Source organism: Paenibacillus oleatilyticus, assembly GCF_018998565.1.
In the GTDB taxonomy this organism is placed as follows: Bacteria; Bacillota; Bacilli; order Paenibacillales; family NBRC-103111; genus Paenibacillus_G; species Paenibacillus_G oleatilyticus.
The window spans coordinates 33,305-47,127 of record NZ_JAHNZO010000013.1 but is presented as its reverse complement, the minus strand read 5'-3'; the positions used below and the strand labels follow the sequence as shown (position 1 = coordinate 47,127).

The following is a 13,823-nucleotide window of genomic DNA, read 5'->3' as shown; positions in this document are numbered from 1 at the left end:
TCCTCGGCATCCGGCTGCCGGGTCCTTGTTACATCGCAATCGCCATATAAATGGCCGTTACAAAAATATTAACCAGCGCCAGCGGCAGCAGTATTTTCCAGCCGAGTCCCATCAGCTGGTCCACCCGAATCCGGGGCATCGTTGCGCGCAGCCAGAACAGGAAAAATACGATGAACGCAAACTTCAGCAAAAACCAGATGATCCCCGGGATAAAATCGAGGAACGGAAGCGGCGCCTGCCAACCTCCTAAAAACACGGTCGTCGTCAAGCCGGCGATGGCGAACACGTAGACATATTCAGCAAGCATGAAGAAGGCAAAGCGGAAGCCGCTGTACTCGACGTGGTAGCCTGCAACCAGCTCCGACTCGGCCTCAGGCAAGTCGAAAGGCGTCCGGTTTAGCTCCGAAACGGCAGCCACGATAAAGACGGCAAAGCCGATAATTTGCGGCAAAAAGTTCCAGTGCCAGAACCCGCCCGCCTGTCCTTCCACGATCGTACGAAGGTTCATGCTGCCGGACATCATCACGACGCCTACGATGGAGATAACCAGCGGAATTTCATAGCTGATCATCTGGGCAGCGGACCGCATTCCGCCGAGCAGGGCATATTTGTTATTGGAAGCCCAGCCGCCGAGCACGATGCCGATGGTGGAGATTCCGGAAAGCGCGACATAGTACAGCACTCCGACATTCAGGTCGCTGCTGATCAGCCGGTCCGTGAACGGAATGGCCGCAATGACCGTAAACGCAGGAATAAACGTAATCACCGGAGCGAGGATGAAGAGCTCGCGCTCGGCTTTTCTCGGAATCGTGTCTTCTTTAATCAAGAGCTTGAATACGTCCGCGACCGTTTGCAGCAGTCCGAGGGGGCCAACACGGTTCGGGCCGATCCTCATCTGCATCCAGCCGATGACCTTGCGCTCGAAGTAGATCGCGTACGTCACAAAGCCGAGCACGACCAAAAGCAGCACGACGCCCCATGCGAAGAAAATGGCCGCATTCGTCCATGTTAACGGTTCTTGCAATAAATCCGGCATCAGCTATCCACCTCCCCGACAACGATATCGATGCCTCCGAGAATGGTGATCAGGTTCGTCATCGTTTCGCCGACCAGGAGCTTCGGCAGGATCTGCAGATTGACGAATGACGGTCTGCGGAATTTCAGGCGGTACGGCTTATCTTTTCCTTTGGAAATAATATGGCAGCCGATTTCGCCGCGCGGGGATTCGATACCGGCGTACACTTCCCCTTCGGCGGGACGCAGCACACGAGGCACCTTGCCCATGATCTCGCCTTCCGCCGGGAACTGCTCGACCGCTTGCTCCAGAATGCGCAGCGATTGGCGGATTTCCTCCAGCCGCAGCAAATATCTGGCGTAGCAATCGCCGCCTGTGCTTACCGGGACATCGAAATCGAAGCGATTGTAAATGCTGTAAGGCTGGTCCTTACGCAGGTCCCAGTTTACCCCCGTACAGCGCAGATTCGCGCCGCTCAGCCCGTAGGCGATAGCCGTCTCCGCGTCGTATTTGCCGACGCCCTTGATCCGGGCCAGAAAAATTTCGTTTCCGCTCACTAGCTCGTTATATTGTTCCAGCTTGCCCCGCATGTATGGAACAAACTCGCGCACCTTCTGAATCCAGCCTTCCGGCGCATCCCACTTCACTCCGCCGACCCGCATATAGTTGTACGTCAGCCGGGCGCCGCACAGTTCGTTAAATAAGTCGATAATAATCTCCCGGTCGCGGAATGCGTACAAGAACGGGCTCATGGCCCCGATATCGAGCAGGTATGTGCCCCACCAAACCATGTGGCTGGCAACACGCTGGAGCTCCATCACGATCAGCCGCAAAAACTCTGCGCGCTCCGGGATCTCCAACTGCATGAGCTTCTCCACGGCATTGACAAGCACGTAATTGTTCGTCATCGCCGATACGTAGTCCAGTCGGTCGGTATAAGGTATGATTTGGGTGTAGGTTAAATTTTCGGCCAGCTTCTCCGTTCCCCGGTGCAGGTATCCCATGACCGGGATCGCTTCCGTGATGATTTCGCCGTCGAGCTTGACGACGATCCGAAACACTCCATGCGTACTCGGATGCTGCGGGCCTACGTTCAGCAGTAGTTCTTCCGTTCTAATGGCCAAACTTCATCACACCTCCGGGTCGAGCGGCTCATAATCTTTGCGCAGCGGGTGACCGATCCAATCGTCAGACATCATAATCCGGCGCAGGTCGGGATGTCCCGGAAAATCGATTCCGAACAAATCGTAGACTTCCCGTTCGTTCCAATTGGCCGTTGGCCAAATCGGCGTCACGGAAGGAATGGACGGCGATTCCCGGTCTGTCTTCACTTTCACGCAATAATTGCGCTTGGTTTCCAGCGAAATGATATGGTAGGCCACTTCCATATGTGTCTCCATATCGACCCCGGACAAATTGCGCAAGTAGTTCAGCTTCAGCTCCTCATGCGTCCGCAACAGCTCCGCCACATCCGGCCAAGCCTCGGCTTTAACAATAACATAAGGAATATGCCCGTCTTTTTCATTAATAAAAGCTTCTTCGACCGCATCCGCGCGAAAATCTTTCAATATCGCCACGAGCCGATCCACCAGCGGCTGATTCGGCGACGGCTCCTTCGGCGCCTCGGGCTCCGCCCCTTCCGCTTTCGCGGCGCGCGCGTTCGCTCGCGCGGCTCTCGCCTCGGCGGCGGCTTTCGCCTTCGCCTCCTTCTCGGCGTCGCTCGGCGCTGCGCGCTCCGCCTCCGGCGCGTCGCCGGGCTCGCCTGCGGCGGCCTTCGCGGCCTGCGGCGCTGCAGGCTTCGCCGCGGCGTACCCGCCCGGCGGCTCGCCTGCGCCGCCCGCCTTGGCGACGTCGGCGCCCGGCGCTGCCGTCGGCTCGCCGCTCATCGGCGCCGCCGCGGGGGCAGGCTTCGCTTCGGGCGCTTCACCGTCAGCGGCTTTTGCTGCGTCGCTGCGTGCCTCTGCGCCGCTCTTCGCCGGAGCCTCTTCGCTTGCGACCGCTTCCCCGGCGGACGCTTGGCTTACGCTAGCTTTCGCCGTATCGCTCGCCTGCTCGCCGGCTGCACCCGCTTTCACTCTATCGCTCGCAGACGGCTCGCCTGCGTTCGCTTTCGTATTTTCGCCCGCCGTCGGCTGCTCGTCTGAAATGGCTTCCGCTTGATCGCCCGACGGCTTTGCGTTGGCGTCCGCTTTCGCTTGCTTCTGCTCTTCGGCAGCGGCCGCATCAGCTTTTTCTCGCTTTTGCTCCTCGCTCATCGATTGGTCACCTGCTTACCGGTTTTCGCTTCATAGCGGATTTTTTCCTGCAGCTTGTTGATGCCGTAGATCAGGGCGGCCGGATTCGGCGGACAGCCGGGAATATACACATCGACCGGAACGACTTGGTCAACGCCCTTCACTACCGCGTACGACTTCACATACGGGCCGCCTGCCGTGGCACAGGAACCCATCGCAATGACCCACTTCGGCTCCGGCATCTGCTCGTACAAGCGCCTCAAAAGAGGGGCCATCTTCTTCGTCACCGTACCGGCGACGATCATCACATCCGACTGGCGCGGGGACGTCCGGAAAATAACACCGAAACGGTCCAAATCGTAATGGGACGCGCCCGTACCCATCATTTCGATGGCACAGCAAGCAAGTCCGAACGTCAACGGCCACAGCGAGTTGCTGCGGGCCCATGCCTTCACCTGCTCCAGCGTCGTCATGAATACGTTGCGCTCCAGCTCCTGCCGTTCCTCCGGCGTAATGCTCTCTAAATTGAAGTCCATTGCAGCACCTTCTTCTTCCAAGCGTAGAGTAAGCCTATGACCAGCAAGCCCACAAATATGCACATCTCTACAAGCGCAAACAAGCCTAATTGCTTATAAGCAACGGCCCACGGGTACAAAAATACAGTTTCCACATCGAAGATGACAAACATCAGCGCAAAGAGGTAATACCGGATGTTGAAACGGACATGACCCGTACCTACCGGCTCGTTACCGCTTTCATAAGTCGTATACTTTTCCTCCACCGGTCTGTAGGGACGGAGCCAGCGACCGATTGTAAGCGCTGCAATTGGAAGCAATACCGCTAAGAAGAGAAAAATCGTTACGACCACGTAATTGTTCATGTACATCGCGAACGAACCGCCTCCCTTATTATATTGGGTCCCGCCTGCGTCTTGCTTTTGCAGGACTGTTGTTAATGTTATGCCTTCCCAATTATAACAAATGCCTTTTGGGGTGTCTAACATTTTCATCCACTTTCACAATGCCTTCATAAGTCGAGAAGCCTAATCCCATCCGATTCATTCAATATACCGGAAGAACTAGAAAAAAGACGGAGGAACCGTGTTCCCCCGTCTTTTCAGTTCATTTCTTATTTTTTCCCAGAGACGTCAATTCGATTCAATGCACGCTGCAAAGCGAGTTCCGCCCGCTTGAAGTCGACATGGTCTTGTTTGGCTTGAGACAACCGACCTTGCGCCCGTTCTTTCGCTTTCTGTGCACGCTCGACATCGATCTGTTCCGGCAGCTCGGCGCTTTCCGCCAGTATAACCACCTTATCCTTGCGCACTTCCATAAAACCGCCGTTTACTGCGATAACCGTGTCTTTCGACCCTTTCAGTTTCACAGTAATCGGAGCGATCCGTAATGGAGTGACCAGCGGAATGTGATTCGGCAGAATTCCAAGCTCCCCTTCAACGCCCTTTACGACAATCATGTTCGCCTGCTCGGCGTACACTTTACGCTCGGGGGTGACGATTTCCAACAGGAATGTGCTCACTTGGATTCCCCTCCTAAGAGTTTGCCTGAAGGCAAACTACTTCGTAAGCATAGTCTTGCCGCCGAAGCCCGATTCTTTTGCGGAATCGGCGCTTCAGCCGCGTTCTATTTCATTACAGCGTTTTTGCCTTTTCGATCGCGTCTTCAATCGTACCCACGTTGTGGAACGCAGGCTCCGGAAGGTTGTCGTGCTTGCCTTCGAGGATTTCTTTGAAGCTGCGGACGGTTTCTTTAACCGGCACGTACAAGCCAGGGATCCCGTTGAACGCCTCGGCCACGTGAAGCGGCTGAGACAGGAACAAACGGAGACGGCGAGCGCGGTGTACGACCAATTTGTCCTCGTCGGACAACTCGTCCATACCCAAGATCGCGATAATATCGAGCAGCTCTTTATAGCGCTGAAGAATCCGCTTCACGCCTTGAGCGACATTGTAATGCTCTTCGCCGAGAATTTCCGGCGTCAAAATCCGGGAGGACGAGGCGAGCGGGTCTACCGCAGGGAAAATACCGGCGGCAGCGATGCTGCGCTCGAGGTTCGTCGTTGCGTCCAAGTGAGCAAATGCCGTTGCCGGAGCCGGGTCGGTGTAGTCGTCCGCCGGAACGTAGATCGCTTGGATGGAAGTAACGGAACCTTTTTTCGTCGAAGTGATCCGCTCTTGCAGCTGACCCATCTCGGTAGCCAGCGTCGGCTGGTAACCTACCGCGGAAGGCATACGGCCGAGCAATGCGGAAACCTCGGAACCCGCTTGGGTAAAGCGGAAGATGTTGTCGATAAACAGAAGCACGTCGCGGCCTTCTTCGTCACGGAAATATTCCGCCATCGTCAAACCGGACAATGCCACGCGAAGACGCGCACCCGGCGGTTCGTTCATCTGTCCGAAAACCATCGCGGTTTTCGAGATAACGCCGGAGTCTTTCATCTCGTGGTAAAGGTCGTTCCCTTCACGCGTTCTTTCGCCTACGCCCGCGAATACGGAGATACCGCCGTGCTCTTGAGCGATGTTGTGGATAAGCTCCTGCATCGTAACGGTTTTACCTACGCCCGCACCGCCGAAGAGACCGATCTTACCGCCCTTCGCATAAGGAGCCATCAAGTCGATAACTTTAATTCCCGTTTCAAGGATTTCCGCCTTCGTCGACAGGTTGTCGAACGCAGGAGCGGCTTTATGAATCGGGCTGACGTTGGTACGGTCGACTTCTGTCGTTCCGTCGATCGGATCGCCAAGCACGTTAAATACGCGGCCCAGCGTAGCCGGTCCTACCGGTACGGAAATCGGAGCTCCAGTATCGACGGCTTCAATACCGCGTACCAAACCGTCCGTGGAAGACATCGCGACACAACGAACCAGGTTGTCGCCGAGATGTACCGCAGCTTCAACCGTCAGGCTGATGTCGTGCTCGCCTTGTTTTTCGGCTTTCTTTTCAATCTTAATGGCATTCAAAATCTCAGGGAGGTGTCCACGTTCAAACTCAATGTCAACGACCGGCCCTGTGATATTCACAACGCGCCCTTTGCTCATGTTTTCCCTCCTCAAAGTTTTGCCTATGGCAAAACTGTCTTCGTAAGCATTCGCTTAAGTTTTGCCGTAGGCAAAACTGCATCGTAAGCATATATCCGAGCCTTGCCGGAGGCAAGGCCATTAACGTACCGTGATTCGATCTAGGCGTTAGCGTTCGCACCGGCGACGATCTCGGAAATTTCCTGGGTAATCGAAGCCTGACGCGCACGGTTGTACGACAACGTCAGTTCGTTGATCATCTTCGTCGCGTTCTTCGTCGCGCTGCTCATCGCCGTCATTCTGGCGCCGAACTCGCTGGCCTTTCCGTCCAGTACCGCACTGTATATGAGCGTCTCGGCATACTTGGGAAGGAGCACTTCCAATACGCCTTCGGCAGACGGCTCGTACTCGTAGGCTGCTGTTGTTTCGACGGATACGTCTTCCATCGGGAGAAGGCGTTTGACGGTCGGGATTTGAGTCATCGCATTTTTAAACTGGTTGTAGACCAGGAACAATTGGTCATACGACCCGTTTTCGAAATTAGCTACCGCTGCAGCCGCAACCGACTTAATATCCGAGAACGTCGGCGAATCGGGAAGCCCGGTTACTTCCTCCAAAATCGGAATGTTCCGCTTCTTGAAAAAGTCTCTGCCTTTGCGTCCGATCACGAAGATCGAATATTCGGCAGGAGAGCTGTGCTTTTCCCGAATTTCCGCCAGCACCTTCCGCAACACGTTGGCGTTGTAACCGCCGGCCAGACCGCGGTCGGACGTGATGACCAAATAACCGGTCTTCTTCACCTCGCGGGTTTCGAGCATCGGGTGCTTCACACCCTTCGTTCCCGCAGCGATGCTGCCGACCACTTCCTTCAGCTTATCTGCGTAAGGACGGGCGGATTCCGCCGCCATTTGGGCTCTTCTAAGCTTGGAAGCCGCAACCATTTCCATGGCCTTGGTTATTTGTTTCATGTTTTGCTTGGATCTGATCGCGCGCTTAATCTCGCGCATCCCTTTTGCCATACCTGCTCACCTCTCTTTCGAGGCTTCTCCGCTTGCTTCCGCAGGCCCTGAACGGCCAATGCTTCCGCAAGGGAGAACCTTCATCGAAACGCTTGTTTCAGGCTTATCGTAGAGCACCGGGTTTCTTCAGCAGATTCCCGGGTTAATTATATATTACTCGGAAACCGAGAAACTTCTTTTGAACTGTGCGATCGCATCCGTCAATGCTTTCTCGTTATCCGCAGTCAAGTCTTTCGTGTCGCGGATGCTTTGGAGAATTTCCGGACGGCTGGTGTCCAAATAAGTCAAGAATTCGGACTCGAAACGAAGCACGTCTTTCACCGGGATATCGTCCAGGTGGCCTCTGACAACCGTAAAGAGGGAAGCCACTTGACGGTCAAGACCCATCGGCTGGTTAACGCCTTGCTTCAAGATTTCAAGCGTGCGCTCACCGCGGTTCAAACGGCTTTGCGTCGCTTTATCCAAGTCGGAACCGAACTGTGCGAATGCGGCCAGCTCGCGGTATTGAGCCAAGTCGACGCGGAGCGTACCGGCAACTTTTTTCATCGCTTTCGTTTGTGCGGAGCCGCCTACCCGGGATACCGAGATACCGACGTTAACCGCCGGACGTTGGCCGGAGTAGAACAGGTCGGACTCCAGGAAGATCTGTCCGTCCGTAATCGAGATTACGTTGGTCGGAATATATGCGGATACGTCGCCTGCTTGCGTTTCGATAAACGGCAGCGCGGTGATCGAACCTCCGCCCAGCTCGTCGTTCAATTTTGCAGCGCGCTCCAGCAAACGGGAGTGCAGATAGAAGACGTCGCCCGGATAAGCTTCCCGACCCGGAGGACGGCGAAGCAGCAAGGACAGCTCGCGGTATGCGGCCGCTTGTTTGGACAAGTCGTCGTAAACGATCAGGACGTGCTCGCCTTTGTACATGAAGTACTCGCCCATCGCGCAGCCTGCATAAGGAGCAAGCCACAGCATCGGGGACGGCTCGGAAGCCGAAGCGGTAACCACGATCGTATATTCGAGCGCGCCTGCTTTACGCAGCTGCTCTACGACGCCGACAACGGTGGATTGCTTTTGTCCGATCGCAACGTAAATACATTTTACGCCGTTGCCTTTTTGGTTGATGATCGTATCGATCGCGATTGCGGTTTTACCCGTTTGACGGTCGCCGATGATAAGCTCGCGCTGACCGCGGCCGACAGGAATCATCGCGTCGATCGCTTTAATCCCGGTTTGCATCGGTTCATGAACCGATTTACGGGCCATAACGCCCGGAGCCGGAGATTCGATCGCACGGAAATTCGTTGTGTTGATCGGACCTTTGCCGTCAACAGGTTGACCGAGCGGATTCACGACGCGGCCCAGCATTTCCTCGCCTACGGGAACTTCCATGATGCGGCCGGTACGCTTCACTTGGTCGCCTTCGCGGATGTCGGTGTAAGGCCCCAGAATAACGATACCTACGTTGCTTTCTTCAAGGTTAAACGCATATCCCAACACGCCGTTGGGAAACTCGAGCAGTTCGCCTGCCATGACGTTCTCCAAGCCGTGCGCACGGGCGATACCGTCACCGACCTGAATAACCGTACCTACGTCAACCACTTGAATCTCGGATTTATATTGTTCAATCTGCTGCTTAATCAGCGTGCTGATTTCTTCCGGTCTGATACTCAAATTCCCTCACCCCTATCTACAGTGCTTGAGATTGATTCAACGTTTTGTGCAGACGCTCGAGCTTGCCCGCCAAGCTTCCGTCATACAGACGGTCGCCGATGCGGACTTGAATGCCGCCGAGCAATCCTTTATCGAGAACCGATTCCACACGGATTTGTTTGCCGGTTAATTTGCCGAAGGTTGCGGCAATGGTGCCGAGCTCCGCTTCGCTGAGTTCCACCGGCGTGTATACGGTGGCGCTTGCTTGACCGAGCGCATCGCTGGCGATTTTGCTGTAAGCTTTCGCGAAAGCTTCCAGAGACTCTTCCCGGCGGCGCTGGATGAGCAGCTTCAGCGTGTTAATAACGACTTCGGATACGTCCGCATCGAAGATTTGCTTGATCAACCCGATCTTTACATCAGCCTCGATGCCCGGATGCTTGATGAGCTTGAACAGGTCCGGATTCTCGTTTAAGACCGCAATGACCTTTTCGAGCTCTTGCTCGACTTGAGCAACCCGGTCGGACTCCCTAGCAACATCGAATAATGCCTTGGCGTACCTTTTGGCTGCGATCAGATCCTGGCTCATCGGTTGCCCCCTACTTCTTTCAAGTAGTGTTCAACCAACTCTTCCTGGGATTTTTCGTCAACTTGCTTCTCGATAATTTTGGAAGCGATCATGACGGACAAAGCGCTGACTTGACCGCGAACGGCTGCAATCGCTTTGTTTTTCTCGCTCTCGATATCCTGAAGCGCTTCGTTCTTCAAACGAGCTGCCTCCGATTTCGCTTGCTCCACAATTTCTTCGCCTTGCTTGGCGCTTACTTTGCGTGCTTGCTCGATGATCTCGTGAGCTTCCTTGCGAACATCCTGCATCGCTTGCTTTTGTTCGGCCAGGAGCTGCTCCGCTTCACGGCGATTTTTGTCAGTAGATTCGATTTGCTCAGCAAGCATACGCTTGCGCGCTTCCATGATTCCCATCAAAGGTCCGAAAGCGTATTTATTTAAGAGCCAATACAGGATCAGAAAGGCTACTATTGCGAATACAAAGGATTCCCAGTGCCAACCCATACCACCCATCTATGCCACTCCTTTCAGTCATTTCAGGCAAAACGAAGGCGTGGATGGCTCTTGCCTTCCGCGCCAAACCGATTTCATTCAATTAAGCACCGAAGAAGATCAGGAATCCGAGTACGACACCGATGATCGGAACAACCTCGACGATACCAACACCGATAAACATAGTCGTTTGCAGCGTACCGCGGAGCTCAGGCTGACGAGCGATACCTTCGACTGTTTTACTGACGATCAAACCGTTACCGATACCTGCGCCAAGTGCGCCCAAACCGATTGCCAAAGCTGCTGCCAAAAATCCCATTGTTAAAATCCTCCTCAACTGATAACTAATTTTTTTTGTTTGATTTCCTTAAATTCGCAGACCGACACGAAGGCGAGTGTCTAAATTAATGCTCCTCATGCACAGTAGCTTGCGAGATATAAACCATGGTAAGAATGGTGAACAAGAACGCCTGAATGCCGCCGACGAAAAGACTGAAGCCTTGCCATGCTGCAAGCAGCGGAGTTCCAAAAATACCCGCCATCAGAATTGTGGCGATCAGCACCTCACCCGCAAAAATATTCGCGTACAAACGCAGACCGAGCGTTAGAGGCTTGGAAAGCTCCTTCATCACGTTCAGAGGGAAGAAGAACCAAAACGGTTCGAAATAATGCTTCAAATAATGCTTCGTATTCTGCTTAAGTCCCAAATAATGCGTCAGTACGAATACGATGACAGCCAAACCGAAGGTTACGGAAACGTCGGCCGTCGGCGATTTCCACCAAGCAACCTCGACTCCGTGACCGCCGTGGGCGGTTTTGATCATTTCTTCGGAAACGATCGTATAGCCGAACAGCGATAGCGGTTGCTCATGCGTTGTCACGATACCGAAGGGAAGACCCAACAGGTTGGCTACGAAAATAAACATAATCAAGGTCATACCGAGCGAAACATAAGGCTTCACTCTGTTTAAAGGCATGGTGCTGGCAACGATGCCATGTACGAACTCGACAACCCATTCCAAAAAATTTTGCATTTTGGAAGGATTCGTGACGGACAGGTTTCTTACGGACACCCTGGCCAGAGTGAACACGATGATGCAAGTGATGATAATCGCCAAAAACGTGGAGATATCGATGTTCAATCCACCGAGCTGCCATACCGGAAATTTATGCATTTTAACATTTCCCTCCTTTCCATGCACTATGATTGATTGCTTCTAAAAAATATACCCATCAGGAGTGTTACCAATTGGACAAAAAATAATCCAATAATGGTAAAAACAAGGTTGAATTGCGGCAGCTTCACGGCGATCATCACCGCGATTAGCGCCATGCACATCCTGGAGACCGTTCCCAAATTGACTCGCTTGCCCATGTATTCGTTTGCGTTCCGGGAAACCGATTCAATTTTCATGGCCAAAAGCCAGGCGTTGATCAGGCTGACCGTCAGGCCGAGCATCAATCCGCACACATATGTCCGGTAAGCCGGCAAGAAGGCCCATACCAGCAGCAGAGCAGACAAAAAATACAGCGTAACACGAACAACAGACTTTAACTGGTTCTTCATTTATTCCCGTTTGTCCTCCAGAAACCGTTTTAGTACCAGTATGACCGTAAAGATACCGATTGCAAAACCAATCAATACCCCGACGATCAACCAAGTCTTTGTACCGCTACCCCAATGTTTGTCGGCCAAGCTCCCTATGAAATACCCAACCGTTGTGCATACGACAATGTCGATACCCAAAGCGCTGACCAGTGCGGCCGCGCGCCAAGGCTGATTGTACGGATCCTTTTCATTCATGGAATGCCACCCTACAATCCTAGTATATTTTATCGAAGCAAAGTCAACTTTGTCAATTGTGCAACTTGGCAAGATTTCTATGACAAAACTCACAAAAACGTTGATATATCAAGGTTTTTTTGGCCCTCAAACCAAACAGTGCAACTGTACGCTGTAGCGTTTGTCAATATATTGTCACGGTTGGAACGGTTCCGGCCTGTCCGCCGTATGTCCAAAATGGTAAAGGATGGCCTGAACGATCCGTTCGGACGCTTTTCCGTCACCGTATGGATTGGCCGAGCGGCTCATTTTCTCATACAGCGTCTCATTGCTGAGCAGCGCCTTCGCCCGTTCGTAGACATGCTGTTCGTCCGTCCCCACCAGCTCCAGCGTTCCGGCGTCGATGCCTTCCGGACGCTCGGTCGTTTCGCGCAGCACGAGCACCGGTACGCCAAACGAAGGAGCTTCCTCCTGCATCCCGCCCGAATCGGTCAAGATCAGGTGCGCATGCCGGTAAAAGTTGTGGAATTCCAGCACGTCGAACGGCTCGACCAGCTTGATCCGGTCATGCCCGCCGAGCATCTCGTGAGCCGGTTCCTTAACGGCCGGACTCGGATGCACCGGATACACGATGACAATATCTTCAAACTCGTCAACCAGCCTGCGCACAGCGCGGAAAATTTGCCGATGCGGCTCGCCCTGCGACTCCCGGCGGTGAGCGGTCATCAGCACGAGGCGCTTGCCCTTCGCCCAATCCAGCACCGGATGGGTGAACTGCTCCTGTACCGTATATTGAAACACATCCGTCACGCTGTTGCCAGTGACATAGATCGCGTTCTCGGGCTTATTTTCTTTGCGCAAGTTGCCGGCCGACCAATTCGTCGGCGCAAAATGCATATCGGCCAATACACCCGTAAGCTGGCGGTTCATCTCTTCCGGATACGGCGAAAGCTTGTTCCATGTGCGCAGTCCGGCTTCCACGTGCCCCACTTGAATCTGCTGCAGGAAAGCCGCATAGCTGGCGAGGAACGTCGTCAACGTATCGCCGTGAACGAGAATGATGTCCGGCTTCTCTTCCTTGAACACGGGATCGAGTCCCTGCAGCACGCGAATGGTGATTTCGTTCAGCGTCTGGCGATCCTTCATCACATCAAGATCGTAATCAGGCTTGATTTTGAAAATATCGAGCACTTGATCGAGCATCTGGCGGTGCTGCGCCGTAACGCATACGAGCGACTCGATCTGCTCCGGATGCTTCTCCAGCTCTTTCACCAGCGGAGCCATCTTGATGGCTTCCGGCCTTGTCCCGAAGATCGTAATGACTTTTGTTTTTTTCATGCTTTGCGGTTTCCCCTTCCCGAAGACTTTATTTCGTTCCGAACAACCGGTCGCCCGCATCTCCGAGCCCCGGCACGATATAGCCGTGGTCGTCCAAGTAATCGTCGATGGCCGCTACGTAAATATCGACGTCCGGATGCTCCTGCTGTACGGCTTGTACACCTTCGGGAGCGGCGATCAGACACATCAGCTTGATCTGGGTGCAGCTGCGCTTCTTGAGCGCTTCGATCGCCGCATTCGCCGAGCCTCCCGTGGCCAGCATCGGATCGATCACGATCAGCTCGCGCTCCGTGACGTCCGTCGGCAGCTTGGCGTAGTATTCGACCGGCTCCAGCGTTTCCGGGTCTCGGTACAATCCGATGTGGCCCACTTTAGCCGCCGGGACGAGCTTCAGGACCCCGTCCACCATGCCGAGCCCCGCTCTCAGAATCGGAATAAGTCCGAGCATCCGCCCGGAAATAACCCGGCCTTCCGCCGTGGTGACGGGAGTGCGAACCTCCACCTTCTCCAGCGGAATGTCTCTTGTGATTTCGTAGGCCATCAGCGTAGCCACTTCATCGACAAGCTCGCGAAAATCTTTCGTTGTCGTATTTTCGTCCCGTATGTACGTTAACTTATGTTGGATCAGCGGATGATCGCAAACAAATACTTTTCCCATGCCTTGCTCCCCCTACTAACGCTATGAAGCCAAACC

The 13,823-nt window shown here is 54.0% G+C and carries 17 protein-coding genes; all 17 read right to left on the bottom strand.

All coding sequences use genetic code 11. The annotated features are described in order from the left end of the window. Positions 1-28 precede the first annotated feature (28 nt). Positions 29-1,036 (bottom strand): NADH-quinone oxidoreductase subunit NuoH, encoded by a 1,008-nt coding sequence (gene nuoH, locus KQX66_RS17940; protein WP_284439823.1) that lies wholly within the window; start codon positions 1,034-1,036, stop codon positions 29-31. Continuing rightward, positions 1,036-2,139, bottom strand: a complete 1,104-nt coding sequence (locus tag KQX66_RS17935; RefSeq protein ID WP_216794162.1) for an NADH-quinone oxidoreductase subunit D — start codon at positions 2,137-2,139, stop codon at positions 1,036-1,038. Before KQX66_RS17935 ends, nuoH begins: the two co-directional genes overlap by 1 nt. Positions 2,140-2,145: 6 nt before the next feature. Continuing rightward, positions 2,146-3,270 carry an NADH-quinone oxidoreductase subunit C gene (locus KQX66_RS17930; protein ID WP_216794161.1) on the bottom strand — a complete coding sequence of 375 codons (1,125 nt, stop codon included), beginning with the start codon at positions 3,268-3,270 and terminating at the stop codon, positions 2,146-2,148. Then, positions 3,267-3,785: a NuoB/complex I 20 kDa subunit family protein gene (locus tag KQX66_RS17925; RefSeq protein ID WP_010500430.1), complete on the bottom strand. Its 519-nt coding sequence runs from the start codon at positions 3,783-3,785 to the stop codon at positions 3,267-3,269. The genes KQX66_RS17930 and KQX66_RS17925 overlap by 4 nt, the downstream gene beginning before the upstream one ends. Then, the gene (locus KQX66_RS17920; protein ID WP_216794160.1) at positions 3,770-4,135 is read right to left on the bottom strand and encodes an NADH-quinone oxidoreductase subunit A; all 366 of its coding nucleotides are present in this window, start codon (positions 4,133-4,135) and stop codon (positions 3,770-3,772) included. The genes KQX66_RS17925 and KQX66_RS17920 overlap by 16 nt, the downstream gene beginning before the upstream one ends. Before the next feature lie 242 nt (positions 4,136-4,377). Beyond that, positions 4,378-4,785, bottom strand: coding sequence for a F0F1 ATP synthase subunit epsilon (locus tag KQX66_RS17915; RefSeq protein ID WP_216794159.1), 408 nt, complete (start codon positions 4,783-4,785; stop codon positions 4,378-4,380). 112 nt (positions 4,786-4,897) lie between these two features. Then, positions 4,898-6,304, bottom strand: coding sequence for a F0F1 ATP synthase subunit beta (gene atpD / locus KQX66_RS17910; protein WP_010500433.1), 1,407 nt, complete (start codon positions 6,302-6,304; stop codon positions 4,898-4,900). Positions 6,305-6,444: 140 nt separating this feature from the next. Beyond that, entirely contained in the window at positions 6,445-7,302 is an 858-nt protein-coding gene (gene atpG, locus KQX66_RS17905; protein WP_216794158.1) for an ATP synthase F1 subunit gamma, read from the bottom strand. Positions 7,303-7,455: 153 nt separating this feature from the next. Next, positions 7,456-8,970: a F0F1 ATP synthase subunit alpha gene (gene atpA / locus KQX66_RS17900; protein ID WP_010500435.1), complete on the bottom strand. Its 1,515-nt coding sequence runs from the start codon at positions 8,968-8,970 to the stop codon at positions 7,456-7,458. A 16-nt stretch (positions 8,971-8,986) separates the two neighbouring features. Next, the gene (locus KQX66_RS17895; protein ID WP_216794157.1) at positions 8,987-9,538 is read right to left on the bottom strand and encodes a F0F1 ATP synthase subunit delta; all 552 of its coding nucleotides are present in this window, start codon (positions 9,536-9,538) and stop codon (positions 8,987-8,989) included. Next, positions 9,535-10,020: a F0F1 ATP synthase subunit B gene (gene atpF / locus KQX66_RS17890; protein WP_025850352.1), complete on the bottom strand. Its 486-nt coding sequence runs from the start codon at positions 10,018-10,020 to the stop codon at positions 9,535-9,537. The genes KQX66_RS17895 and atpF overlap by 4 nt, the downstream gene beginning before the upstream one ends. A 91-nt stretch (positions 10,021-10,111) precedes the next feature. Further along, complete coding sequence (gene atpE, locus KQX66_RS17885) at positions 10,112-10,327, bottom strand: F0F1 ATP synthase subunit C (RefSeq protein ID WP_010500439.1); 216 nt, start codon at positions 10,325-10,327, stop codon at positions 10,112-10,114. Between the two features lie 85 nt (positions 10,328-10,412). Next, a complete protein-coding gene (gene atpB, locus KQX66_RS17880; RefSeq protein WP_216794156.1) occupies positions 10,413-11,183 on the bottom strand; it encodes a F0F1 ATP synthase subunit A in 771 nt (256 codons plus the stop codon). A 26-nt stretch (positions 11,184-11,209) separates the two neighbouring features. Beyond that, positions 11,210-11,575: an ATP synthase subunit I gene (locus KQX66_RS17875; RefSeq protein WP_036682796.1), complete on the bottom strand. Its 366-nt coding sequence runs from the start codon at positions 11,573-11,575 to the stop codon at positions 11,210-11,212. Then, entirely contained in the window at positions 11,576-11,812 is a 237-nt protein-coding gene (locus KQX66_RS17870) for an AtpZ/AtpI family protein (protein WP_216794155.1), read from the bottom strand. It lies immediately after the preceding gene. A gap of 174 nt (positions 11,813-11,986) precedes the next feature. Continuing rightward, positions 11,987-13,129: a non-hydrolyzing UDP-N-acetylglucosamine 2-epimerase gene (gene wecB, locus KQX66_RS17865; RefSeq protein ID WP_216794154.1), complete on the bottom strand. Its 1,143-nt coding sequence runs from the start codon at positions 13,127-13,129 to the stop codon at positions 11,987-11,989. 28 nt (positions 13,130-13,157) lie between these two features. Beyond that, positions 13,158-13,787: a uracil phosphoribosyltransferase gene (gene upp / locus KQX66_RS17860; protein WP_216794153.1), complete on the bottom strand. Its 630-nt coding sequence runs from the start codon at positions 13,785-13,787 to the stop codon at positions 13,158-13,160. Between the last annotated feature and the right edge of the window lie 36 nt (positions 13,788-13,823).

Bases quoted from the DNA above. Each gene is read 5' to 3' on its own strand.
- nuoH (WP_284439823.1), bottom strand. From the start codon at position 1,036: ATGCCGGATTTATTGCAAGAACCGTTAACATGGACGAATGCGGCCATT.
- KQX66_RS17930 (WP_216794161.1), bottom strand. From the start codon at position 3,270: ATGAGCGAGGAGCAAAAGCGAGAAAAAGCTGATGCGGCCGCTGCCGAA.
- KQX66_RS17925 (WP_010500430.1), bottom strand. From the start codon at position 3,785: ATGGACTTCAATTTAGAGAGCATTACGCCGGAGGAACGGCAGGAGCTG.
- KQX66_RS17920 (WP_216794160.1), bottom strand. From the start codon at position 4,135: ATGTACATGAACAATTACGTGGTCGTAACGATTTTTCTCTTCTTAGCG.
- atpD (WP_010500433.1), bottom strand. From the start codon at position 6,304: ATGAGCAAAGGGCGCGTTGTGAATATCACAGGGCCGGTCGTTGACATT.
- atpG (WP_216794158.1), bottom strand. From the start codon at position 7,302: ATGGCAAAAGGGATGCGCGAGATTAAGCGCGCGATCAGATCCAAGCAA.
- KQX66_RS17895 (WP_216794157.1), bottom strand. From the start codon at position 9,538: ATGAGCCAGGATCTGATCGCAGCCAAAAGGTACGCCAAGGCATTATTC.
- atpF (WP_025850352.1), bottom strand. From the start codon at position 10,020: ATGGGTTGGCACTGGGAATCCTTTGTATTCGCAATAGTAGCCTTTCTG.
- atpE (WP_010500439.1), bottom strand. From the start codon at position 10,327: ATGGGATTTTTGGCAGCAGCTTTGGCAATCGGTTTGGGCGCACTTGGC.
- atpB (WP_216794156.1), bottom strand. From the start codon at position 11,183: ATGCATAAATTTCCGGTATGGCAGCTCGGTGGATTGAACATCGATATC.
- KQX66_RS17875 (WP_036682796.1), bottom strand. From the start codon at position 11,575: ATGAAGAACCAGTTAAAGTCTGTTGTTCGTGTTACGCTGTATTTTTTG.
- KQX66_RS17870 (WP_216794155.1), bottom strand. From the start codon at position 11,812: ATGAATGAAAAGGATCCGTACAATCAGCCTTGGCGCGCGGCCGCACTG.
- wecB (WP_216794154.1), bottom strand. From the start codon at position 13,129: ATGAAAAAAACAAAAGTCATTACGATCTTCGGGACAAGGCCGGAAGCC.
- upp (WP_216794153.1), bottom strand. From the start codon at position 13,787: ATGGGAAAAGTATTTGTTTGCGATCATCCGCTGATCCAACATAAGTTA.